The sequence below is a fragment of the Agrobacterium tumefaciens genome, assembly GCA_025560025.1.
GTDB lineage: Bacteria > Pseudomonadota > Alphaproteobacteria > Rhizobiales > Rhizobiaceae > Agrobacterium.
On the sequence record CP048485.1, the window covers coordinates 1,965,307 to 1,989,991 of the forward strand.

20 protein-coding genes are annotated in these 24,685 nt (G+C 59.4%); 7 read left to right on the top strand and 13 right to left on the bottom strand.

Annotation, left to right across the window (positions count from 1 at the left end):
- Positions 1–54: 54 nt before the first annotated feature.
- Positions 55–993 (bottom strand): extensin family protein, encoded by a 939-nt coding sequence (locus FY152_09665; GenBank protein UXS32341.1) that lies wholly within the window; start codon positions 991–993, stop codon positions 55–57.
- A 282-nt stretch (positions 994–1,275) separates the two neighbouring features.
- Between FY152_09665 and FY152_09670 the strand changes: the two genes are divergently transcribed.
- The gene (locus FY152_09670) at positions 1,276–3,465 is read left to right on the top strand and encodes an anthranilate synthase (GenBank protein UXS32342.1); all 2,190 of its coding nucleotides are present in this window, start codon (positions 1,276–1,278) and stop codon (positions 3,463–3,465) included.
- 85 nt (positions 3,466–3,550) lie between these two features.
- Here the strand turns inward: FY152_09670 and FY152_09675 are convergent, their stop codons facing one another.
- Complete coding sequence (locus FY152_09675; protein ID UXS32343.1) at positions 3,551–4,498, bottom strand: HD-GYP domain-containing protein; 948 nt, start codon at positions 4,496–4,498, stop codon at positions 3,551–3,553.
- Between the two features lie 277 nt (positions 4,499–4,775).
- Between FY152_09675 and ade the strand changes: the two genes are divergently transcribed.
- A complete protein-coding gene (ade, locus tag FY152_09680) occupies positions 4,776–6,470 on the top strand; it encodes an adenine deaminase (protein ID UXS32344.1) in 1,695 nt (564 codons plus the stop codon).
- A 226-nt stretch (positions 6,471–6,696) separates the two neighbouring features.
- On the opposite strand, the gene FY152_09685 is transcribed toward ade, so the two are convergent.
- Positions 6,697–7,152 (bottom strand): GNAT family N-acetyltransferase, encoded by a 456-nt coding sequence (locus FY152_09685; GenBank protein ID UXS32345.1) that lies wholly within the window; start codon positions 7,150–7,152, stop codon positions 6,697–6,699.
- Positions 7,149–8,813 (bottom strand): alpha-glucosidase, encoded by a 1,665-nt coding sequence (locus FY152_09690; GenBank protein UXS32346.1) that lies wholly within the window; start codon positions 8,811–8,813, stop codon positions 7,149–7,151. The genes FY152_09685 and FY152_09690 overlap by 4 nt, the downstream gene beginning before the upstream one ends.
- A gap of 154 nt (positions 8,814–8,967) precedes the next feature.
- On the opposite strand from FY152_09690, the gene FY152_09695 reads away from it, so the two are divergent.
- Together FY152_09695 and FY152_09700 are read left to right on the top strand one after the other, a co-directional pair.
- Positions 8,968–9,888 (top strand): sugar kinase, encoded by a 921-nt coding sequence (locus FY152_09695; protein ID UXS33259.1) that lies wholly within the window; start codon positions 8,968–8,970, stop codon positions 9,886–9,888.
- A 203-nt stretch (positions 9,889–10,091) separates the two neighbouring features.
- Entirely contained in the window at positions 10,092–11,141 is a 1,050-nt protein-coding gene (locus FY152_09700) for a glycosyltransferase family 1 protein (GenBank protein UXS32347.1), read from the top strand.
- Positions 11,142–11,326: 185 nt separating this feature from the next.
- On the opposite strand, the gene FY152_09705 is transcribed toward FY152_09700, so the two are convergent.
- The 5 genes from FY152_09705 to FY152_09725 all read right to left on the bottom strand — a co-directional run bounded on the left by FY152_09705 (position 11,327) and on the right by FY152_09725 (position 15,843).
- The gene (locus FY152_09705; protein UXS32348.1) at positions 11,327–11,938 is read right to left on the bottom strand and encodes a hypothetical protein; all 612 of its coding nucleotides are present in this window, start codon (positions 11,936–11,938) and stop codon (positions 11,327–11,329) included.
- 121 nt (positions 11,939–12,059) lie between these two features.
- The gene (locus tag FY152_09710; protein ID UXS32349.1) at positions 12,060–12,668 is read right to left on the bottom strand and encodes a DUF2026 domain-containing protein; all 609 of its coding nucleotides are present in this window, start codon (positions 12,666–12,668) and stop codon (positions 12,060–12,062) included.
- Positions 12,669–12,867: 199 nt separating this feature from the next.
- Positions 12,868–14,298, bottom strand: coding sequence for a ribosome biogenesis GTPase Der (gene der / locus FY152_09715; GenBank protein ID UXS32350.1), 1,431 nt, complete (start codon positions 14,296–14,298; stop codon positions 12,868–12,870).
- A gap of 133 nt (positions 14,299–14,431) precedes the next feature.
- Positions 14,432–15,103, bottom strand: coding sequence for a tetratricopeptide repeat protein (locus FY152_09720; protein UXS32351.1), 672 nt, complete (start codon positions 15,101–15,103; stop codon positions 14,432–14,434).
- Between the two features lie 155 nt (positions 15,104–15,258).
- Positions 15,259–15,843, bottom strand: coding sequence for an NnrU family protein (locus FY152_09725; protein ID UXS32352.1), 585 nt, complete (start codon positions 15,841–15,843; stop codon positions 15,259–15,261).
- Positions 15,844–15,992: 149 nt separating this feature from the next.
- On the opposite strand from FY152_09725, the gene FY152_09730 reads away from it, so the two are divergent.
- Positions 15,993–16,976 (top strand): polysaccharide deacetylase family protein, encoded by a 984-nt coding sequence (locus FY152_09730; GenBank protein ID UXS32353.1) that lies wholly within the window; start codon positions 15,993–15,995, stop codon positions 16,974–16,976.
- A gap of 243 nt (positions 16,977–17,219) precedes the next feature.
- Here the strand turns inward: FY152_09730 and sbmA are convergent, their stop codons facing one another.
- From sbmA to FY152_09750, 4 genes are all read right to left on the bottom strand, one after another.
- Positions 17,220–18,488, bottom strand: coding sequence for a peptide antibiotic transporter SbmA (gene sbmA, locus FY152_09735; protein UXS32354.1), 1,269 nt, complete (start codon positions 18,486–18,488; stop codon positions 17,220–17,222).
- Positions 18,489–18,673: 185 nt separating this feature from the next.
- Complete coding sequence (locus tag FY152_09740) at positions 18,674–19,864, bottom strand: MFS transporter (protein UXS32355.1); 1,191 nt, start codon at positions 19,862–19,864, stop codon at positions 18,674–18,676.
- Positions 19,865–20,182: 318 nt separating this feature from the next.
- Positions 20,183–20,935 (bottom strand): type I methionyl aminopeptidase, encoded by a 753-nt coding sequence (gene map, locus FY152_09745; GenBank protein UXS32356.1) that lies wholly within the window; start codon positions 20,933–20,935, stop codon positions 20,183–20,185.
- 54 nt (positions 20,936–20,989) lie between these two features.
- Positions 20,990–22,051: an LLM class flavin-dependent oxidoreductase gene (locus tag FY152_09750; protein ID UXS32357.1), complete on the bottom strand. Its 1,062-nt coding sequence runs from the start codon at positions 22,049–22,051 to the stop codon at positions 20,990–20,992.
- Between the two features lie 220 nt (positions 22,052–22,271).
- Here FY152_09750 and FY152_09755 point away from each other — a divergent pair, with 220 nt between their 5' ends.
- On the top strand, positions 22,272–23,048 hold the full coding sequence (locus FY152_09755; GenBank protein UXS32358.1) for a 3-hydroxybutyrate dehydrogenase: 777 nt from the start codon (positions 22,272–22,274) through the stop codon (positions 23,046–23,048).
- A 139-nt stretch (positions 23,049–23,187) separates the two neighbouring features.
- On the top strand, positions 23,188–24,657 hold the full coding sequence (gene xdhA, locus FY152_09760; GenBank protein UXS32359.1) for a xanthine dehydrogenase small subunit: 1,470 nt from the start codon (positions 23,188–23,190) through the stop codon (positions 24,655–24,657).
- Positions 24,658–24,685: the final 28 nt, after the last annotated feature.

The following is a 24,685-nucleotide window of genomic DNA, read 5'->3' on the forward strand; positions in this document are numbered from 1 at the left end:
CGGTCAGAAACATCATCTCCAGTCGGGGCGGCCTTCGGGTCGCCCTTTTCTTTATCAGCGGCAATAGAGGTAGCCGCCCTTCCGTTCCAGCACGTCGAGATGCAGGTGGTCCTGATGGGTGGCGTCGCTGCCGGGGGAAAGAACGGTACGGAAAAACAGGCAGGCGGCTGCCGTGATGGCGCGCTGGAAAGCGCCTTCGGGCGTTCCATCCTCACCGCGCGGCTTCATCACCAGCGGCTCGCCCTTGTCGAAGGCAATGGTGGAGATATCCACGGCATTGCCCTTTGCGTGTTCGGAAATCTTGCCGTTTTCAGCACTGTTGCGGTTGCGGCAAATATAGGTCGAGGCATTGGCAATCGCCGTCACCTTCTTCTCCGGCAGGGCAAGGGCTGCCGCCGGTAGCATCATCTCCCTGGTCCAGCGCGATAGTGCAAGGGCGGTTTCACAACGCATGGTGCCCGATGGCTCAAGCTTGATGCCCGGCAGGACCACGGAAAGCTCGATCGGCGCTTCAATGCCGCAGCCCTGCTCCTCATCCCGGATCGGTTCAAGCTGCTTGAACTCCGCACCGATCTCCTTCAAGGCACCAAGGCAGGCCTGCAACGCGGCCGGATCTTCCGGCTTCACCGGTTCGGCCTGTTTCTCCTCCGGTTTTGCCGCCTCGTCAGCCGGCTTCTGGCGCTCGCCCTCTTTGTCTTTGTCTTTGTCTTTGTCTTTGTCTTCGTTGCGCTCCCCCTCATTCTTCGCACCGTCGGAGCCCTTCCCGGCTGGCAATTCCTTGCCATCGGGTTGCTGCTCTTTCGGCATCTCCGGTTTGGGGGCGGGCTTTGGTGCTTCAGCCGGCTTTTGCGTATCCTCTTCCATCGGTTTTTCCGCCCCGGCGGGGGCTTTCCCCTCAACCGGTTTCGGTTGCGGCACCGGCACCTGCGGCGGCGGTTCGGAAGCGGAAATCAATGTGAGGCTGATCACCAGAAGACACAGACGATGAAGCATTTTGCGGGGCACTCCTGACCGTTTCGGCAGGGCAGGAACGCGACGGCGCCCGGTAAGGTTCATTCCGCCGTCGGAATCCCCTTGCCAAGGCCAATTGTGCACGCTAACAATTTTCCCATGAACATCGTGTCTATGAACATTGCTAACTGGTGGTGGAGCAGCTTTACGCGGCCTTGACCAGTCATGTCTTCAGACAAAGTCCAAGCCGCCCGAATTTTCAGGCGGCTTTTTTGTTATTCTGCCGCCTGTCATCGGGCCTGAACAACGGGAAGTGCGAAAGAAATGGTAACGATCATTCAGGATGACGGAGCGGAAACCTACGAGACGAAAGGCGGCATCAAGGTCAGCCGAAAGCGCCGGCCCGCCGATTACACCAGCGCCATCGATAATTATATCGAAAAGCTCGATTCCCATCGCGGCGCGGTTTTTTCGTCCAACTACGAATATCCGGGCCGTTACACACGCTGGGATACGGCCATCGTCGATCCGCCGCTCGGCATCTCCTGTTTCGGCCGCAAGATGTGGATCGAGGCCTATAATGGTCGCGGCGAAGTGCTGCTTTCCTTCATCACCGAAAAGCTGAAGGCGACGCCCGATCTCACGCTTGGCGCTTCCACCACGCGCCGTCTCGATCTCACCGTCAACGAACCGGACCGCGTTTTCACCGAAGAAGAGCGTTCGAAAATCCCGACCGTCTTCACGGCGCTGCGCGCCATCGTCGACCTCTTCTATTCGAATGCGGATTCGGCCATCGGCCTGTTCGGCGCCTTCGGTTACGATCTTGCCTTCCAGTTCGACGCGATCAAGCTGTCGCTGGCGCGCCCGGAAGACCAGCGCGACATGGTGCTGTTCCTGCCGGACGAAATCCTCGTCGTTGATCACTATTCCGCCAAGGCCTGGATCGACCGTTACGATTTCGAAAAGGCCGGCGTGACGACGGACGGCAAGTCTTCGGAGATCACACCCGACCCGTTCAAAACCACCGATACCATCCCGCCCAAGGGCGATCACCGTCCCGGCGAATATTCCGAACTGGTGGTCAAGGCCAAGGAAAGCTTCCGCCGCGGCGATCTGTTCGAGGTCGTTCCCGGCCAGAAATTCATGGAGCGTTGTGAAAGCAATCCGTCGGCGATCTCCCGCCGCCTGAAGGCGATCAATCCCTCGCCCTATTCCTTCTTCATCAATCTCGGCCATCAGGAATATCTGGTCGGCGCCTCGCCGGAAATGTTCGTACGTGTCTCCGGCCGCCGCATCGAGACCTGCCCGATTTCCGGCACCATCAAGCGCGGTGACGATCCGATTGCCGATAGCGAGCAGATCCTGAAACTGCTCAATTCGAAGAAGGATGAATCCGAACTCACCATGTGTTCGGATGTGGACCGTAACGACAAAAGCCGCGTCTGCGAGCCGGGTTCGGTAAAGGTCATCGGCCGCCGCCAGATCGAGATGTATTCGCGCCTCATCCACACGGTGGACCACATTGAAGGCCGCCTGCGCGATGACATGGACGCCTTTGACGGTTTCCTCAGCCACGCCTGGGCCGTCACCGTCACCGGTGCACCGAAGCTGTGGGCCATGCGCTTCATCGAAGGCCATGAAAAGAGCCCGCGCGCCTGGTATGGCGGCGCAATCGGCATGGTCGGTTTCAACGGTGACATGAATACGGGCCTGACGCTGCGCACCATCCGCATCAAGGACGGCATTGCCGAGGTGCGTGCGGGTGCGACGCTGCTCAACGATTCCAATCCGCAGGAAGAAGAAGCCGAAACCGAACTGAAGGCCTCCGCGATGATCGCCGCCATTCGCGATGCCAAAGGCACCAACGCCGCCGCCACCAAGCGTGACGCCGCCAAGGTGGGTAACGGCGTCAAGATCCTGCTGGTCGATCACGAGGACAGCTTCGTTCACACGCTGGCGAATTATTTCCGCCAGACCGGCGCAACGGTGTCGACAGTCAGAACGCCGGTTGCGGCAGAGGTCTTCGATCGCTTCCAGCCCGATCTCGTCGTGCTCTCTCCCGGACCGGGCAGCCCGACGGATTTCGACTGCAAGGCGACGATCAAGGCGGCCCGCGCCCGCGAACTGCCGATCTTCGGCGTCTGCCTCGGCCTTCAAGCCTTGGCGGAAGCCTATGGCGGTGAGCTCCGCCAGCTTGCGGTGCCGATGCACGGCAAGCCCTCACGCATCCGCGTGCTGGAACCGGGCCTCGTCTTCTCCGGTCTCGGCAAGGAAGTGACCGTTGGCCGTTACCACTCGATCTTCGCCGACCCCTCCACCCTTCCGCGTGATTTCATCATCACGGCGGAAAGCGAGGATGGCACGATCATGGGCATCGAACACGCCAAGGAGCCGGTCGCTGCCGTTCAGTTCCACCCGGAATCGATCATGACGCTCGGCCAGGATGCCGGCATGCGGATGATCGAAAATGTCGTGGTGCATCTGACCCGCAAGGCGAAGACGAAGGCGGCCTGAACATTCTGCATCGGCGGCGTTGCGTCAGCGTCGCCGATCCTCTCCTGATAAAGGCTGCCTGCGGACTTGGTGTTTTTACGGCCGCCTAACCCCTCGGCAGCGAGGCGGAAATGCACAGGGCGAATTTCTTCAGAAGCTGCGTGTCGAAATGGCCTTCCCGGCGCAGCATCCAGGTCAGGGCATCATTCGCCGTCCACGGCTTCTTGTAGGGCCTGACCGAGGTGACGGCGTCATAGACGTCGCAGATTGCCGCGATCCGCGCGTAAAGGCTGATTTCGTTTCCGACGCGCCCGCTTGGATAACCGCCGCCATCTATCCGTTCGTGATGATTGAAGCAGACGTCGAGAACCATGGCCGGCATCTGTTCATTGCGTGACAATATATCCCGGCCGAAAGCCGGGTGAAGATTGATGATTTCCCGTTCGCTGGCGCTCAGCCCTTCTGCCTTGTTGAGGATCGACGAGGGAATTTCCACCTTGCCGATATCGTGCAGCAGCCCGCTGATGCCGAGCAGATCGACGGTTCCCCTGTCCAGCCCGAGATAATTTCCAAAATGGATCATCAACCCGCTGACGGAGACCGAGTGCACGAAGGTCGTCTCGTCCTTCGATTTCAAACGGGTGACGCCGATGAAGATCGCCGGGCTCGACTGTACGGCATCGGAAATCTTGCCCGCCGCGGACGCCATGCCCTTCAGCGATACGCAGCCGCCTGCTTCGGCGACCGCAAAGGTCTCGGCTATGGCGTCGGCGGCCGAGCGCACGGCATGGGTCACGGCGGCGATCGTTTCCGGGCAATTCTCCGGTTTCGGCGGAATGGTCGCGCCCGAGCGCGGCCTGCCGTCAACGTCGCTTCCCTTGGCCGTGTTGATGATGATGGTTTCGGCGCCGCTCAGTTTTAATTGCCGCATCAATTCCTCATGCCGCAAAAGGAAACGGTGCCGCCGTAAAAAATCATTGTTCGAAAGCGCTCCTTCGACCGCTTCGATAAACATGCCAACAGTCAATTGCTGGGTGGAAATTCGTTTGAGCATCAGACGCTTTTATTTTCCTTCCCGGGGATGGTAACCTCAACCGCTATCTTGGAAACGCCAGCACAGGACCGGCCCGCCCTTAAAGATGAAGTTACACTTTCCCAAAATTATTCAAATGCTGAACTTTAAATATAAGATAACACAAATATGAAAATTTTTTACTCTCGTTATATTTAAAACACAAAGAATCAACATGAATAACTCAAGAAACAACCCAAGAATGTAAATACTGTAAATTCTCGCATACGACGTAAACCAGGAGCCGAAGAAAACCCGCATGAATTCGAAAATTGAAACACGCATCGATCAGGGTACAGGCCGCGAACCGGCAGATATGGTTCTCAAAGGCGGGCGATTCTTCGATCTCGTGACCGGGGAACTAGTTGCCTCCGATATCGCCATCTGCGGCGATACCATAGTCGGAACCTGCGAAAGCTATAATGGCCGCCGGGAAATCGATATTTCCGGTAAAATCGTGGTTCCAGGCTTCATCGATACTCACCTTCATATCGAATCGTCGCTGGTCACCCCGCATGAATTCGACCGCTGCGTTTTACCCTATGGCGTCACCACGGCCATCTGCGACCCGCATGAAATCGCCAATGTACTGGGCGCGGAAGGGCTTCAATTCTTCCTCGACAGTGCCATGGAAACCATCATGGACATCCGGGTGCAGCTCTCCTCCTGCGTGCCAGCGACCCATCTGGAAACCTCCGGTGCCGACCTGCCGATCGGAAAGCTGCTGCCGTTTCGCGATCATCCAAAGGTTATCGGGCTTGCCGAATTCATGAATTTCCCGGGCGTCATCCACAAGGACCCGGTATGCATGGCGAAGCTGGAAGCCTTTCAGGGCCAGCATATAGACGGGCACGCACCGCTTCTGTCGGGAACGGCGCTGAACGGCTACCTCTCGGCCGGCATCCGTACCGAACATGAATGCACGAGTGCCGCCGAAGCGCTGGAGAAGATCCGCAAGGGCATGCATATTCTGGTGCGCGAAGGCTCGGTCTCGAAAGACTTGCATGCCCTGATGCCAATCATCACCGAGCGCCTTTCTCCCTATCTGGCGCTCTGCACGGATGACCGCAACCCGCTCGATATCGCCGAACAGGGCCATCTCGACTATATGATCCGCACGGCCATCGCCAGCGGCGTGGAGCCGCTCGCCATCTATCGCGCCGCTTCGATTTCCGCAGCCAAAGCCTTCGGCCTGCGCGATCGTGGTCTCATTGCACCCGGCTGGCGCGCCGATCTCGTGGTGGTCGACAGCCTGCAGAATTGCAAGGCCGGCATGGTGCTTTCCGGCGGCCGGATCGTCGATGATGCGCTGTTTGCAACCCGCAAACCGGTCGCTCCCGTCGGTCTGGACAGCGTCAAGGCAAGACCCGTGCTCGCCTCGCATTTCGGTGTGCCGGTGACGGAAGGCGAAAGCCCGGTCATGGGCGTGCTTCCCGGCAAGATCATCACCGAGCACCGCCGCTACAGGCTGCCGACGGATGGCAACCAGACCACCGTCGATCTCGAGAACGATATCATCAAGGTCGCCGTCATCGAACGCCACGGCAAGAACGGCAACCACGCCAACGGCTTCGTTCAGGGCTTCGGCCTGAAGAAAGGCGCCATCGCCTCCACCGTCGGCCATGACAGCCACAATATCTGCGTCGTTGGCGTGAGCGAAGACGACATGGCGCTGGCCGCCAACCGGCTCGGCGAAATCAAGGGCGGCTTCGTGGTGGTGGAAGATGGCAGGGTGACGGGCGAAATCCCGCTCCCCGTTGCCGGCCTGATGAGTCTTGAACCTTACGAGACGGTGCGCGACACGCTGCACACCCTGCGAAAGGCAGCCTATGCGCTCGGAACGACGCTTGAGGAACCCTTCCTGCAGGTCGCCTTCCTGCCCCTGCCCGTCATCCCGCATCTGAAGATTTCCGATATGGGAATGGTGGATGTGGACCGGTTTGCGCTGATCTGATTGGCGGAAAATGCCTCGGCGGAAGACGGTAAAAGCGCATAAGCCGCACCGACCTCCTCATTCCTGTGCTTGTCACAGGAATCTAGTCGACGCGCGTCTGCGCGGCGAGAGAGTCTTTTCAGCCCAATGACTTGGGCTGGCTAGATTCCTGTGACAAGCACAGGAATGAGGGAAACAGGATGCGTAATCAGCAGAGATCGCTGCATCTTCTGCTGTGCCCATACCCTCAATCCGGAGGCAGAAGCTTGCGAAAATAAACCACCCGCTGCGTTTCCTCAAATCCCAGCGCCGCATGCATGCGGTGTGAATCGACATTGGAAATATCGGCATCGGAAGCAAGCTCGCTCACACCCTTGCTGGTCGCCCAACGGGTTACTTCGGCAATCAATGCAGCCGCAACGCCCTGTTTGCGAAACGCCTCCTCCACATAAACGCCTTCGAGAAACGCCACAGGCGAGGTGTCGCATCCGTTGACATAATCATTCCGCAGGCTGGCTTCAGCGAAACCGATGGCCATGCCCGCCGGATCATGGGCAATAAATCCAACCTCATTGTTGGAGACGTCCTGCAATTCCGCCCGGTGTTCGGCGGGTGAAGCATCGGGCCACAAGCGGTGCCGCAGAAGGGACCACTCATCGAGCGATGCTTCGCCAGCCGTCTCGATGACAAATTGCCCGCTCATGCAACGACCCCACAAAACACATCCAGCCCCTCGAGCGTCACGATCCCCGCATCGAATAACGGTGCGAAACCCGGCATCGGCAGTATATCAGTGACCCGCATGGCCTTCGGTATCGGGAATTCCACCGGTTCGCGGGTGAGGTTGAAAACGAAGAGCAGTTTTTCATCGCCCTTTTGGCGCGTGAAGGCCAGCACATCGAGATTGGTCTTGATGAAGTGCATGTCGCCATCGCGCAGCACGCCGTGACCTTTCCGGAAGGACAAAACCGCACGATAGTGGTTCAGAACCGAGTCCGGCTTGCGCTCCTGCGCATCCACAGCCTGCATGGCATGGACATAGGGCACCGGCAACCACGGCTTTTCTGCGCTTGAAAAACCGGCATTCGGCTTGCCGGTCTCCCACACCATCGGCGTGCGGCACCCGTCGCGCCCCTTGAAGGCGGGCCAGAAACGAATGCCGTAGGGATCGCGCAGATCCTCGAAGGCAAGTTCCGCCTCGGTCAGTCCCAATTCCTCACCCTGATAAAGACATATCGAGCCGCGCAGGCTGGCGAGAACGCAGATGGCAAGTTTCGCTACCCGCGTCTGCTCTTCAGTGCCTTCGGAAAACCGGCTGAGGTGGCGCACCACATCATGATTGGAAAAGGCCCAGCACACCCAGCCATCCTTGACTATTTTGCCGAAAGTTTCGACCGAGCCACGAAGATGTTTTGCGCTGAAATCAGGCCCCAACAGATCGAACGTATAGCACATGTTGAGCTTGTCGTTGCCGGACGTATAGGCCGCAACCGTCTTCAGCGACCGGGACCCGTCGCCCACCTCGCCCACCGTAGCCCGGCCCTCATAGTCGTCGAGCAGCGCGCGAAAACGCTTCAGGAAAGCCACGTTTTCCGGCCGTGTCTTGTCGTAGAGATGGTCCTGCATGCCATAGGGATTGACGTCGGAGGCATCGAGACCGAAACTTTCCTCGTCGAGAAGCGGCGGGTTGTCGCGCAGAAGCCTGTCGTGGAAATAGTGGTTGACGGTATCGAGGCGAAAACCGTCCACGCCGCGATCGAGCCAGAACCGCACGGTTTCCAGAAGAGCGTCCTGCACATCCGGATTATGGAAATTGAGATCCGGCTGCGAGGCGAGGAAACTGTGCATGTAATATTGCTTGCGCACGCCGTCCCATTCCCATGCCGGGCCGCCGAAGACGGAAAGCCAGTTGGTGGGTGCGGTGCCATCCGGCTTGGGATTGGCCCAGACATACCAGTCGGCCTTGCTGTTGGTGCGGCTTGCACGGCTGTCCACGAACCATGGATGCTGGTCTGACGTGTGCGATATGACCTGGTCGATGATGACCTTCAATCCCAACCGATGCGCCTCCGCCATCAACGCGTCGAAATCGGCAAGCGTGCCGAACATGGGATCGACATTGCAATAGTCGGAAACGTCATAACCCATATCGGCCATGGGCGAGGTGAAGAAGGGCGAAAGCCAGATGCCGTCGACGCCGAGGGACGCGATATAGGGCAGGCGTTTCGTCACCCCGGCAAGATCGCCGTAACCGTCGCCGGTCGTATCCTGAAACGAGCGCGGATAGACCTGATAGATCACCGCCCCCTTCCACCAGTCCGATTGCGCTTGAGGTTTGTGGGCCGGGGCATGGGGTAGCGTCATCGGCAATCTCCTGATGTGTCTGGCAGGAGAATATAAAGCCATCGCGGCGGCGTAAACCGGAACTTCGCACATGCACAAACGGCCAGAACCGCCCTTGTCAGCGGCGCGCACTCGTCGTAAGCCGCATGGCTGGAAAAAACGGGAGGATGACGGCGTGGGCGGACGGTTTCTGTCGATTGGCGAATGCATGGTGGAACTGTCGCAGGCCGGCAACGGGCTGCTGCGCAAGGGTTTTGCCGGTGATACCTTCAATACCGCCTGGTATGCGCGCGCCTGCCTGCCCGAAGATTGGTCCGTTGATTATTTCACCGCGCTCGGCGACGATCCTCTCTCTGAAGACATGCTCACCTTCATCGCGGATGCCGGCATAGGCACGGAAAAAATCCGCCGCATCAAGGGCGGCACGCCCGGTCTCTACCTGATCAACCTCAAGGATGGCGAACGCACCTTCAGCTACTGGCGCAACGCCGCCGCCGCAAGGCAGCTGGCGGCCGATGCGGATCACCTGCGCAGGACGGTGGAAAGCGCCGATGTCATCTATTTCTCCGGTATCACCCTCGCCATTCTCGCCTCGCCGCACGATGTCGATACTTTCCTTGCGGAACTGCGCCGGGCGAAAGCGGCGGGCAAGCCCGTGGTCTTCGACCCGAATATCCGCCCACGGCTGTGGACGGACAAGGACACGATGCTGGAGACGATCACCAACGGCGCGCGCGCCGCAACGCTTGTCATGCCGAGCTTCGATGACGAAGCCAGCCATTTCGGCGATAGTACCGTGGAAGCCACCATCGACCGTTACCGAGCGCTCGGCGTCGCCAATGTCGTCGTCAAGGACGGCGCCAAGGGCGCAACGCTCGATTTCGGCGGCAGCCGCAGCCATGCGCCGGCGGTGGAGGCCGTGGAGGTGGTGGACACGACGAGTGCGGGCGACAGCTTCAACGGTGCCTTTCTCGCCCGTTACGTGACAGGCAGTTCGCCGCAGGAAGCCGCCGTTTTTGCCGCCAGGGCGGCCGCAACCGTCATCGGCCATCACGGCGCGCTGATCAGCCCCGAGCTCCTTCCACTGGTAGGATAGACCCATCTGCCCCTCATTCCTGTGCCTGTCACAGGAATGAGGAAAGAAGGAGCGCCGTTGACAACCGCAAACTTCTGCGCGCAAACCACGCTTCCCCGCCGTCAAAGACGCTGACATGATCCTGTAACACGCACGCCGCATATACGGGCGGAAGCCGGGCAATGGGGAATCGCCTGCGCGCAGATGAGCAGGATCAGTGTTTCATGACGAGAATCACGATTGTCACAGATGCCTGGCACCCGCAGGTCAACGGCGTGGTTCGCTCGATAGAAAACACCAATACCGAACTTGCGCGGCTGGGCGTGGATGTCCACATGGTCACGCCACAGAGTTTCTACAGCATTCCCTGCCCCACCTATCCGGAAATCCGCCTGTCAGTCGCGGGTTATCGCCGTGTGGCGGTGGAGATCGAAAAAAGCCAGCCTTCCTTCGTGCATATCGCCACGGAAGGACCGCTTGGTTTCATGGCGCGGCGCTGGTGTGTGAAGAACCATATGCGGTTTTCCACCAGCTATCACACCCGCTTTCCCGAATATGTCGCGGCGCGTTTTCCCATCCCGGAAAGCTGGCTTTATGCCTTCGTGCGCTGGTTCCACAATGGCGGCAACACCTGCATGGTTGCAACCCAGAGCCTCGAGACCGAACTGGAAGCCCGTGGCGTGAGGAACCTGAAACGCTGGAGCCGCGGCATCGACGCTGAACTCTTCCATCCCCGCCCCAAAACCACGCTGCCTTTCGATCTGCCGAGACCGATCTTCATGACGGTCGGGCGGGTAGCGGTGGAGAAAAACCTGCCGGAATTCCTCGAGCTCGACCTGCCCGGATCGAAAGTCGTTATCGGCGACGGGCCTGCCCGCCACGAGTTGCAGGAGAAATATCCCGGCGTGCTGTTTACTGGCGTCAAGACCGGTGAGGAACTGGCCGATGCCTATGCGCAGGCCGATGTCTTCGTTTTCCCCTCCAAGACCGATACTTTCGGCAACACCATTCTGGAAGCGCTGGCAAGCGGCGTGCCCGTGGCAGCCTTCCCCGTCACCGGGCCGATCGACATCCTCGGCGGCAACCCTGCCGCCGGTGCGCTGGATGATAATCTTCGCGATGCCTGTCTCGCGGCGCTTCATTGTTCGCCGCAGGAGGCGCTGGCGCTTTCCAGAAGCTACAGCTGGGAAAAGGCCTCGCGGCAATTCCTCGACAATGTCATCCACGCCGCCGGCAAATCCCTGCCGCTGCTGTCGCGTTCTCAACTTGCATGAGGCGATCCCCGAGATTCTGTTCGGGAACGGTGGACGAAACGAAGCGGGAATGTCACAAGGCAATCAGGACGCGACTGCCGTTATCTTTAGAACGGGGTCGGGCTGCTGATTGACGTCAGGCGGCTGCCGCGAGAACACGCAGGCCGTCCTATTTCCGGACGATACCCCCAATTTCAGATGCCGCTTCAGGATAAGGGAAGAAGCTCTTTCTGCTGGGCTGCGGACCAGTGATTGATCTTCTCGATGATGTCCTTTGCAGCGATCGGCAGGGCGCTGTTGGGTATGACAACCACCGTCCCGTGGAAAACCAGAACCAGATTGTCCGGCGGCGTGATGGCGAGGTGATAGCGCGCCCAGCTCAACTGCACGGTGTCCAGTCTTGTGACCTGCTTGTAACCCTCGGGTCCTATCTCGACCTCCGTGTGAGGCGAATACATCCGATCATTGGCAATATTCCAATGTGCCAGGACCTCGTAGTAGGATTTCATCTCCTTTCTCGAGCCCCGCCAGATAATGAACCATATGGCGAGGGCCACAAACGGTGCGGGTGCAAACACCCAATAACCGACCACCGGCCAGACACCCGGAAACCACGGCAGGCTTAAGGAATAGATGAAACCGGCAGCAAGTCCCGCAAACGAGGATAGATGCGCTCTGGCCAAGGCGAAATGCCGCTTCCAGGACTTGTCGAAAATCATGCTGTAATTTTCATAGGCCTGATGTTGATAACCGTGGACATAGTCGGGAACATGTTTCGGGTCGGGCGTGAAGCTTATTGAAATGGTGTCATCGGCCATAGGAACACGTCACTCCCGTCGCTGTTGAAGCCCAGTCTGCGTAGCAACATTGCCCCTATAAATCAAAAGACCTTTTGCTGACAAAACCTTCGGGATCGACACTGCGCGGCGTAATCTGCCTTCACCATGCTCCGGTGAGCATCTGGCCGGAAAGCGGCACGGTCCGCGCCTTGCCGTCGCGATCCGTTACCGAAAGCGATGCGGCCATCTGTTTCGGTGACTTGCGGAACCAGTTAGCGGCAACGCTCGCCATATCGCCGATCATCGCCTGCCTGTGCCAGTCGGCAAAGCGCTTGGCCGTGGCTTCGGGTTCGGAGCGATAGAAGAAATCGCCGGATTGCCCGAGATCGTTGATGGATGCCGCCATGGCGGCAAGCGGCCGCTGGAACATTTTCGCCGGCACGGAAAGCCCACCGGCACCTTCCGAAAATGCCGGGGCCATGAAATCGATCGCCCAGCCATCCGCCTCGATCCAGCAATGGAAATTCTCACCCGCACCCGTCACATAACCGTCTTCACGGTGATCGGCGAATAGCAGGACCGTTCCACCGAGATTATAGGCCGCAAGCCCGCCCTTCGGCACGGCCTTCACCTTGTAGTGCTGCTGCAGGATAAAGGCGCCGAAGGTGCTGAAATACATGGAGGCCGAGGCGGGATCGGCATTCTGGCTGATGAGCAGGCTGTTGATGACGCGGTAAATCCGGTGATAGTCGGTCTGCTTGATCAGCATGGTCTTTTACTCTTCAAAACCGTGAAATTGGGACGAGCGGATGCCGCTTGTTTCTTCTCCCCGAGGGGGAGAAGTCCGCGGCAGCGGGATGAGGGGGCGACGGTCGAGATATACGGAGAGGGTGCCCCCTCATCCGACCCTTCGGGCCACCTTCTCCCGAATGGGGAGAAGAAATACGCGGCGACCCTTCACGTCAAAATCAACGCCGCTTCTTCGCCTTGCTCTCGAACGGATTATCAGACCCACGATAATGCACACGAATCGGCACACCCGGCATGTCGAAATCCTTGCGCAGACCGTTCACCAGATAACGCGTATAGCTTTCCGGAATAGCTTCCGGCCGCGTGCAGGAAATCATGAATGCCGGCGGGCGGGCCTTCACCTGCGTCATATATTTCAGCTTGAGACGACGACCGGAAACGGCCGGTGGCGGATGCTGCGTCGTCTGCGAATCCAGCCAGCGGTTCAGCTTGGCCGTGGAGATGCGGCGGTTCCAGATCTTGTCGGTATCGATGATATTCTGCATCAGCCGGTCGAGGCCATAACCCGTCTGGCCGGAAATCGGCACGGCGCGAATGCCGCGCGCCTGCGGCAGCAGACGCTCGGTCTTTTCACGCAGATCGGCCAGATAGGCCTGCGGGTCTTCCACCAGATCCCATTTGTTGAAGGCGAGCACGGCGGCGCGGCCTTCGCGGATGACGAGATCGACCAGCTGCAAATCCTGCTTTTCGAAGGGAATGGTGCTGTCGAACACGATCACCACGGTTTCGGCAAAGCGGATGGAGCGCAGCGAATCCGCCACCGAGAGCTTTTCCAGCTTCTCCGTCACTTTGGCCTTGCGGCGCATGCCGGCGGTGTCGAACATCTTGATGGTGCGGCCGCGCCAGTCCCATTCGACCGAAATACTGTCGCGGGTAATGCCCGCTTCCGGGCCGGTCAGCAGCCGGTCTTCGCCGAGGAAACGGTTGATGAGCGTCGACTTGCCCGCATTCGGTCGGCCGATAATGGCGACGCGCAGCGGCTTGGTCTCGTCATAAACCGGCTCTTCGTCTTCTTCATCCTCGCTGCCCGGCTCGCTGCGCGGCAGAACGATATCCGTCTCTGCCTCATCAACATCAGGCGGGAAAGCGACGTCTTCGCCGATTGCCTCGACAATCGCGTCACGCAGGTCAATCATGCCCTGACCGTGTTCGGCCGAGATCGGGCAAGGGTCACCGAGGCCGAGCGTGAAGGCATCGTAGAAACCGGCATCGGAACCGCGCGCTTCGGACTTGTTGGCCACCAGCACCACCGGCTTGCCGCGACGGCGCAGCATTTCGCCCAGCGTCTCGTCGGCGGGCGTCAGGCCGGCCTTGGCGTCGACGACGAACAGCGTCACATCGGCTTCGTCGATTGCCGCTTCGGTCTGCGCCCACATGCGGCCCTGAAGCGTTTCCGGCCCGGATTGCTCCAGACCGGCGGTATCGATGATGGTGAAACGCAGGTCGACAAGCTTCGCCTCGCCGGGGCGGCGGTCGCGGGTCACACCCGGCGTATCGTCCACCAGCGCCAGCTTCTTTCCGACGAGACGGTTGAAAAGCGTGGACTTGCCGACATTGGGGCGCCCGACTATGGCGACGGTGAAGCTCATTGATCCTGGTTCCTTGAAGCAAGTCTGCCCAAAACGTTACCTGTTTTGGGCAAAAGACATGCGTAAAATAAAGAGTTGGATCGCTTTGGCAATGCGAAGAAATGCCGGGGCGATCTCGCGTGGCGAAGCGGCGTTAAGCAGCTTTGCCCGAAGCGGTGATATTGTCGAGCATGATCTGTGCGCGGTTCGTCACGTTGCGCGGCGCCTGCGCGTCGCCGACGATCTGCTCGAACCATTGTTTGGCCTTGACGAAATCGCCGGCCTTGTATGCCGCAAGACCCAGCGCCTCACGGGCAGACGCCCGCATGGTCTGGCCCTCGGCGCTGAGCGGCTCGGCCAGTGCGACGACCTGGTCATAGGTGCCGTTATCCACCAGCAGCCACGCCGCGCGTACCTTGGCGGTATCGCGGAAGACCTGCGGTGCGGATGTGTCGTTGCCGATGGCGGTGAAGGCGGCGATGGCGCCGGCCGCATCGCCCTTCTGCGACAGCAGCGTGGCGGAACGGAACTTCGCCAGAACCGGATAATTGCCGTGACCGGAGGTTTCCAGATCGGCAAAGGCCTTCAGCGCATCGTCCGTCTTGTTTTCGGAAGCAAGCTTCAGCGCCGCAAGGAACTGGTCCCCGGAATTCGAAGCGCGGCTGGTGTTCCAGTATTCGTAGATGCCGGCACCGGCAGCGCCGACAACCACGAGAATGGCGGCGCCAACGACCACGATACCGTAACGGCCCCAGAAGCGCGACAGCTGCTCGGAACGGATCTGCTCGTTCACTTCGCGGATAAAGGTATCATTTTCGTTTGCCATCAAATTCTCCGTTACCCGCGCGGAGATCGTCGCCGATCCATCCGTTCGCGGACATACCAAGCCGCTTACCCGGGTCAGCAAAAGTCAGGCCAACCGGGTCATGGTCGGCCTTCTAGCCTATTTTGCCTGATATGTAAGGGGGAAACGTTGATTTCCTACATGGCGATGGGCTGAACGCCGATCAACCATTCGTGCAGTTTCAGGATGAATGCACCCCACAGAACGATGCCGCCGACAATGGCCACCAGATCGTAGCGGCCTGAAACGAAGTCCCGGACCACTTTTTCGCCCGCTCGTTCCCGGCGCTTCAGTGAAATCCGCATCACCACGCCCCAGGCAAGGAACGATACGAAAAGAAGGATCGAAGACGTCTCGCCATTGGCCAGAAGATGCGCGAGCGCCCAGATCTTGACCGAAAGGATGAGCGGATGTTTCGTCTTCGTCGCGATGTGGCCAGCCGGTATGAGGCTGGCGATAAGACAGATCATCGCCGGCAGCATCAGGGTCACGGCAATGTGGCTCATCCAGACCGGCGGATACCACAACATTCCGGTTTCCTGCCGCGCTTCACCGAAGGCATAGATGACCAGGCCGAGCGTGATGAGGCTGACAAGCGAATAGACGCCCTTGAAAGGCCCCTCTCCCATCGCCGCGATCATCCGCGTGCGAAACTGCGGTGCAACCACCTTCAAAAGATGCGTCAGCAAAAACAAGGCAAGACAGAGTGCGAGAAAAATCATGAAACACGGTCCCCCGGTGGAACGAAGCGGCCCTATCACCGCAAGCTGCAACAGGAATTAGGCCGAAAGTCACGAAAACGCCAGACTATTCAAAGCTTCGCCTTATTCCACCCGCAAAAGGCCAGGATGTTTCATATGACGGATAACTGATGTTTCGCTCACTTGCCGCTTTTTCCCTGTCGCTTCTCGCCGCCCTTCCCGCTTTTGCCGAAGAGGCTGAGAAGCCGAAGCAGCTCGTCATCGTCTCCTTCGACGGTGCGGGCGACAATACGCTGTGGGAAAGAAGCCGTGCGACGGGCAAGCAAGTCGGCGCGCATTTCACCTATTTCCTTGCCTGCACGCTGGTGATGGACAGGAAGACCAGCGCCAAGACCTATCAGGGGCCCGGCCAGAAGGCGGGTCGTTCCAATGTCGGTTTCGGCCAGTCACCCGAAGAGGTGGAGGCAAGGCTGAGGAACATCTGGGCGGCCTATCGCGAAGGTCACGAGATCGGCAACCACACCTGCGGCCATTTCGATGGCGGGCAATGGACCGCCGAACAATGGGACGGCGAATTCACCACCTTCACCAGCACGCTGGAAAACGCCTGGCAGATGATCGGCAAAAAGGGCGAGGAACCCGAAGGCTGGCGCAACATGGTGAAAAAGATCAACGGTTTTCGCGCGCCCTATCTATCACAGGGGCCGGCGCTGACCGCCGCGCAGAAAAAGCACGGCTTCATTTATGACGCCACCAGCATCACCAAGGGGCCGGAATGGCCGGTGGAGCGCGAGGGCATCGAGCATTTCGGCCTGCCGCTCATTCCCGAAGGTCCGGAAAACCGCCCGATCATCGCCATGGACTACAATCTCTTCATCCGCCACTCCATCGGCGTCGAAACGCCCGATCGTTCGAAGGAATTCGAGGAACGCGCCTATACGGCCTTCCGCAAAGCTTTTGACAGGCAATATAATGGCGAACGCATTCCGTTGCAGATGGGCTTTCACTTCGTGAAGATGAATGGCGGCGCCTATTGGAACGCCTATGAGCGGCTGCTGCGCGAAGTCTGCGGCAGGCAGGATGTCGCCTGTGTGAGCTATGCTGAGGCGATGCCGATGATCGAGGCGCGGAAGAAACAAAAGACTGAGGGGTAAACTTCCTCATACTCTCCGGTTCGTGACAAGGTCGAACACCCCTCCTCCGTCATGCCGGGCTTGACCCGGCATCCAGTCACGGCGCGTCTGCGCCGTGATAAGAGTCTTTTGCGATCAAGGACTTGATCGCGCTGGACCCCGGATCTAGTCCGGGGTGACGGGTGCGGATGAGGCAGTTCACCAAACACATCGTCTCCGTACGACGTGCTCAAGACCTGAAGGCGGCCAATCGACCGCCTTTTTTCAGGGCTTGTTGGCCGCCAGTTCTCCGGCTTCCGCTTCGCGCTGAAGATAGCGCTCGTCAATATCCGGCAGGGGCTTGTCGTCGATTGCGGCCTCGAAGGCCACAAGACGTTTGTGGATGGACAGCAGCTCGATGATCGTGGTCCATGAATTGACCAGATACTGGAACGAATTGCTGACCTGACCGAAGGCCGTGGCGATCTGCTGGTAAATACCATAGGTGATCTTGCCCGCCACGATGGTCGGAACGAGCATCAGAAGCAGGAACACCGCATCGGCCTGAATGTAGAAATACCGTGCGACGTTGAAATAGAGATAGTGCCAGTACATGCGGAAATAGTTTTTCCGCACATTGGAGTAGAGTTCCTTGACTGTCGGCGGCTGGGCGCGGTCGGCGTGGTCCTCGCCATAGACCAGTTCCTTGCGATAGGCGGCTTCCACACGCTGGTTGCGGAAGTTCAGGCCGGGCAGCTTGATGCCGACTGTCGCCAGAAGCACCGTACCAAATACCGACCAGACAATCGCCAGCCAGAACAGCGCATGCGGCACTTCACCGAGGATCGGCAATTCCGAGACATAGGACGACAGCGCAAACAGGATCGGCAGGAAGACGACGAGCGTCATCACCGAGTTGATAAGCGTAATGCCCAACCCCTCAAGCGTTGAGGAGAACCGCATCGTATCTTCCTGAACACGCTGGGAGGCACCTTCGATATGGCGCAGCTTTTCCCATTTGGACATGTAGAAGTCGTTCATCGCGGTGCGCCAGCGGAAGATATAATGGCTGGTGAAGAAATCCGTCAGGATCGAAACAGCCATGCTGAGGAAGGCGATCTTGGCGAAGACGATCTGTAGGCTGTAAAAATCCCAGACCTCGATACCCGGCTGTTTCGACAGGGCATTTTGCAAAAGGTCGCCGAAAGGCCGCCGGAAATTGTTGATGACGACGGAAATCTGAACGCCGAAATAGGTCACCGCGATAATCAGCAGCGATCCCCAGATGGACCAGAATTTCCAGGGATGATCCTTGGCGATAACGGTCCATACACCGCCGAACGCCGCCAGACACAATGCCAGATAGCCGTAGAAGAACAGGTTAGCCGGGACCAGGAAGTAGCTGAGATCGTAGGGTTCCTGTTCAGGCATTACATAGCCCCAAGACCGACCTAACCCTTCAACGATGAAATACCATCCAAGAATGGCGAAAAAAGCCCAGATAATGGCCGACGTGAAGAAGATTTTCGGTTTGGGAAAAAAGGAATGAAACACGTTTCGAACTCACGCGCGTTTGAAATCAGCCATTATTGGCGAAGCACTAGATGGCCCGAACCTAGGGCAGAAATTTGTGCACAGCAACGGAGAAGCGACGACCTTAACAAGATGTAAGGCGCAGATAGTGGCGCGATCCCCGCAAAACAGCGTGAATTCGGACCGGTCAGGACGCCGTCAAAGACTTAACGCCGTTGCTCCGTGGCAAGCACTGGCAGCATCAGCAGAATGCTGACGACGAGCACGGCCGAAGCGAGAATGCTGGGCGCGGTAAAACTTCCCGTCACCTCGGCAATCCAGCCGGCGGCAAGCGGCCCAACGATCTGGCCCGTGCCGAAGGCAGCCGTCATCAGCGCAAAGGCACGACGCGGGCTCGGCCCGGCAAATTCCCGGCCGAGCTGCAGGCCATAAGCGGTGATGACCATGAAGGTCAGCCCGAGAAGCAGGCCTCCGGCGAGAACACCCGGCACCGGCGGCAGCATGACGGAAGCGAAGACGCCGACGGCTTCGACGGCAAGAACGATGACGAAGGCGCGTTTCAGCCCCTGCGATTTCAAGACCGGTTTCCAGAGGAAAAGCGAAATGGCGGCGGCGCAGCCGGTGATGAACCAGGCCAGAAATTCCACGAAAGCGCCGGCGGCGGCCATGCGGGCGATTGCCACGATGAAGGTCGCGGTGATGACGTAACCGAAGCCGAAAAGCCCATAGGCCAGCGTCGTCAGGAAGAGCGGCCGCGTCCAGTGGAGCGGCGGCTCCGCGACCGAGGATGCATGTCGCGGCGGGCCTGCGGGCAGCACCCGCCAGACGAGAATGAATGTGATGAAGGAAAAGACAGCGCCTGCAATCCACTCCTCCCGCCATGAGGAACCGCCGCCGTCAAAAACGACGCCGATCAGATAGACCGCAAGCGAGGAGATCGCGATGCCCGCACCGACGCCGCCATAATGCAGCGCCTGAACGCTGTCCCTGCCCGCCTTGACGGCATGGCCGATAACGATCTGCGAGGTGAAGATCATGGTCAGCGCGCTGGCGACACCGGCCAGAAACCGGATGACGGTGAAGGCCGCGACGGAGTTGAAAGCCGCCATGGCAAGCAACAATGCCCCGGTGGAAAACAGGCCGCAAAGCGCCACCAGCCGTTCCCGCCCCGAACCCCACGAATAGGCCGCCAGAACCGCCCCCGCCAGATAACCGGCGAAATTCCCGGCCGCCACGATCCCCGCATCCCCCGCCGAAAGCGGAACATCCGCCATCATGCCGGGTAGAATGGGGGTGAAGGAAAAGCGGCCGAAACCCATGGCGGAGGCCATCATCAGCGCCCCGGAAAATCCAAGTGCAGTCAGATGTTTGGCGGAAAGTGGCTTGTCGATGCTCATGCATGGCTTATCGCAACGGGGCGGATAAGGGACAAGCGAGTTATTTTGATCGGCGTTATAAGCGGTCGTTATCTGTCATGAATCGTCGGATGTCGCCGCTTGTTTCTTCTCCCCGCCGGGGAGAAGGTGGCCCGAAGGGTCGGATGAGGGGGCAAGCTCTCCGAAATCCAGCGAGGGTGCACCCTCATCCCGCTGCCGCGGACTTCTCCCCCTCGGGGAGAAGAAACAAGGGGCACCCGCTCGCCTCACCCAAGGGCCAAGACGAGATAATGGACGTTTGTAATTTGCCCTTGATGAACGGAAGCCAGTCCCCGCCCCTCACTCAGCCAGCGTCAGCACCAGCGGCCCGTTCTTGGTCGCAACCACGGTGTGCTCATACTGCACCGTCGGCGCGCTCGGATCGCTATAGAGCGTCCATGGATCGTCATCGCCGTCTTCGGCCCAATAGGCGCCCGTCGAGAGAAACGGCTCGACGGTGAACACCATGCCTTCCTGCATGATGCGCCGCTCGTCCTTGTCCGGCCAGGTCGCCAGCTCCTTCGGCTCCTCGTGCAGCGAGCGGCCGATGCCGTGGCTGGCGAGATTGGTGATCAGCGTATAGCGGTTCTTCTTGGCGAAAGCGCCGATGGCATTGCCGATATCGGCGAAAGGCCGGCCGGTCTTCACCTGCTGCAGGCCCGTCCACATGGCGCGCTTGCCATCGCGGCACAGCCGTTCGATGTCCTTCTTCACCGGCGGCACGGCGAAAGATGAACCCGTATCGCCGAAAAAGCCGTTCTTTACCGCCGAGACATCGATATTGACGAGATCGCCCGCCTTGATAATGCGGGGACCCGGAATGCCGTGAGCCACTTCCTCATTGACGCTGATGCAGGTCGCGCCGGGAAACTTGTAGCAGAATTCCGGCGCCGATTGCGCACCGTTATCCTCCAGCACCTTGCGGCCGATGGCATCCAGCTCGGCCGTGGTGATGCCGGGTTCCAGCGCGTCCGCCATGGTCTGAATCGCGACGGCGCATAAACGGCCGATGTCCTTCAGCAGAACCAGTTCTTCTTCGGTGGAAATGACCATGTCTCTGTCCGTCGTTCTGTATGGCGGGTCTGAAAGCGCCCGCCTTGGCAATCATCAGGCCGTGGCTTTCACCGGATCGGCGCTCCCCGTCAATTCTTTTCTGACGATAGGGGCGACTTTCGTACCATAAAGCTCGATGCCGCGCATGATCTGATCGTGCGGCATCAGGCCGATGGCCATCTGAAGCAGGAAGCGGTCATTCCTGAACACGCCATGCGCCTTGATGATCTTTTCCGCCACCAGCTCCGGCTCACCGAGGAAGAGATTGCCCTCCGGCCCGCGTGCGGCGTCGAAATGCGCGCGGTTCGTCGGCCCCCAGCCACGCTCGCGGCCAATGCGGTTCATCACCTCCGCCTGCGGTCCGTAAAACTGGTCCGCCGCCTTGTCGGTGGTGTCGGCAATGAAGCCGTGCACATTGATGCTGGTGCGCAGCTTCGTCTTTTCTTGCCCGGCGCGGCGCGCAGCCTCATGATAGAGATCGAACAGCGGTGCAAAGCGGCGATATTCACCGCCGATGATGGCAAGCGCCACCGGCAGACCCATGGCGCCGGCCCGCGCCACCGATTGCGGCGTGCCGCCAACCGCGATCCACACCGGCAGACGCTCCTGCAAGGGCCGCGGATAAACGCCGCGCCCGTGAATGGCAGGATGCTTGGTGCCGGACCAGGTGACGATTTCCTGCTCCCGCAGCGCCAAAAGCAGATCGAGCTTTTCGGCGAAGAGCACGTCGTAATCCTCGAGATCGTAACCGAACAGCGGGTAGGATTCGATGAAGGACCCGCGCCCCGCCATGATCTCGGCGCGGCCGTTCGAGAGAAGATCGACGGTCGAAAACTGCTGGAACACCCGCACCGGATCATCCGAACTCAGCACCGAAACGGCGCTCGTCAGGCGGATGTTCTTCGTCTTCACCGCCGCCGCCGCGAGAACGGTGGAGGGTGAGGAAGCGACATAGTCGGGGCGGTGGTGCTCGCCCAGCCCGAAAACATCGAGCCCGACCTGATCGGCAAGCTCGATTTCCTCCAGGAGATCCTTAAGCCGGCGTGCGCCTTCCGGGCCACGACCATCGGCAGGATTGGGATTGACATCGGCGAATGTGTAAAGACCGAGTTCCATAACGATACCTCTGTTTGCTTGCCTGAGAGATAGGAACGGAAGGCCCCGCACACAAATGCAGAATCTGGATGCTTAGCTTCGAAAAATTGGATGGCTGCGGCCTGTTTTGCCGCTCCACCGTACTCCCCCGAAATGACCCCCGAAATGGGCGATTGCCAGCCCGCCCCCTTTGGGCATACCCTGCTTAAATATGTGCGAAGTAATGCAAAAAGGGGAAAGCATGCATCGGACAGTTATCGTGACAGGCTCCACAAGCGGTATCGGCCTCGGCATCGCCCAGCGATTTGCGCGGGAGGGCGCCAATATCGTGCTGAACGGCTTTGGTGACGAGGACGAGATTGAGAAGCTTCGTCTTCTGCTGGAAGCAGAAAGCGGCGGGCGTGTGCTTTACCACCCGGCGGACATGACGAAACCGGACGAGATCGCCGACCTCATCAATTCCGCCAACGAAAAACTTGGTTCCGTGGATGTGCTCGTCAACAATGCCGGCATCCAGCATATCGCGCCCATCGAGGAATTTCCGCCGGAGAAATGGGACTGGATCATCGCCATCAATCTGACCAGTTCCTTCCATACCATGCGGGCTGTGATACCGCTGATGAAGAAGGCCGGAAAAGGCCGTATCATCAACATCGCATCCGCCCACGGTCTCGTCGCCTCGCCGTTCAAATCGGCCTATGTGGCGGCCAAGCACGGCATCATGGGCCTGACGAAGACGGCAGCGCTCGAGCTTGCGCAGACCGGGGTTACCGTCAACGCCATCTGTCCGGGTTATGTGCTCACACCGCTCGTCGAAAAGCAGATACCGGAAATGGCGAAAGTGCGCGGCATCAGCGAAGAGGCGGTGAAGAACGACGTGATGCTGGAACTGCAGGCGACCAAGCAGTTCGTCACCGTCGATGACGTCGCCGCCGCTGCACTGTTTCTGGCAAGCGATGCCGCAAGCAACATTACCGGCACCCATATTTCCGTTGATGGCGGCTGGACGGCGCAATAATTGCCAAACTTTCTTTCCGTTTTGGAAACAATGAATTGCCAAAACGGAAATCGATATACGCCTGCGGGCGTGCATATGATGCGCAGGGACAATGACAAGAAACCGGCTCGGCAGCCGGTCAAAAAAAGCAGGGCATTGCATGAACGACGCGATCAGCTTCATCCTCAACAGCGAAACCATCTCGCTGAAGGATTTCGGACCGACAGACACGCTTCTCGATTATCTCCGCATCAGCAAGCGGTTGACCGGGACAAAGGAAGGCTGCGCCGAAGGCGATTGCGGCGCCTGCACGGTGCTGGTCGGGCGGCTGCTGGACGGCTCGCTGCGTTATGAAAGCGTCAATGCCTGCATCCGCTTTTTAGGTTCTCTGCACGGCACCCATATCGTGACGGTCGAGCATCTGGCCGCGCGCGATGGCACGCTTCACCCCGTGCAGCAGGCGATGGTGGATTTCCACGGCTCGCAATGCGGTTTCTGCACGCCGGGCTTCATCATGTCGCTTTACGGCCTGTGGCTTTCCAGTGAAAACCCCGGCCGCGCCGACATTGAAAAGGCGCTGCAAGGCAATCTCTGTCGATGCACGGGTTATGAGCCGATCGTGCGCGCCGCCGAAAAGATCGCCGCTGCGCGGCCGAGCGCCCTCTTCGACCCGCTGCAACGGGACCGCACCGATATCATGGCCAGGCTCTGGGCGATCCGCGCCAATGAGACGATCATCGTCACCCACGGCGAGGACCGCACCATCATTCCAGCGACACTGGCCGAACTGACCGAGATTTACGCTGCTGAACCAAAGGCGACCATCGTGGCTGGCTCCACCGATGTCGGCCTGTGGGTGACGAAGCAGATGCGGGCGCTGAACCCGGTGATCTTCATCAACAATCTCGGGGATTTGCAAACCATCACCGTGGATGAGGACGGCGTAACACTCGGCGCCGGCGTCACCTACAGCCAGGCCTTCAAGACCATTGCGGAACACTTCCCGCCGCTTGCCCGGCTGTTCGACCGCCTCGGCGGCGAGCAGGTGCGCAATATGGGAACCATCGGCGGCAATATTGCCAACGGTTCGCCCATCGGCGATACCCCGCCTGCGCTGATCGCACTTGGAGCAACGCTAACCTTGCGCTCCTCCTCCGGCAGCCGCACCGTGCCGCTGGAAAGCTACTTCATCGACTATGGCAAACAGGACCGGCTGAGCGGCGAATTCGTCGAAAAACTCTTCATCCCGTTCCAGAAAGCCGAAAGCCACTACGCGGTCTACAAAATCTCCAAGCGGCGCGACGAGGATATTTCCGCGCTCTGCGGCGCCTTCAACCTGACGCTCGATGCCGACGGCGCGGTCGAAGACATCCGCATCGCCTTTGGCGGCATGGCCGGCACGCCGAAACGCGCCGCGCATCTGGAGGCAGCCCTTCTCGGCAAACCATGGCGCCAAGAAACGATCGATGCGGCGCGCGATCTGCTGGACGAGGATTTCACCCCGCTGACCGACTGGCGTGCGACTGCCGAATATCGGCAACTGACGGCCAAGAACCTGCTGACGCGGTTTTTCCTCGAGACTTCGGGGCAAAAGCAGGAACTCAGCCGTTTCTCGCTTCAGGAGGCGTGATGATGGCGATGGCGGCACCCGCACCCTC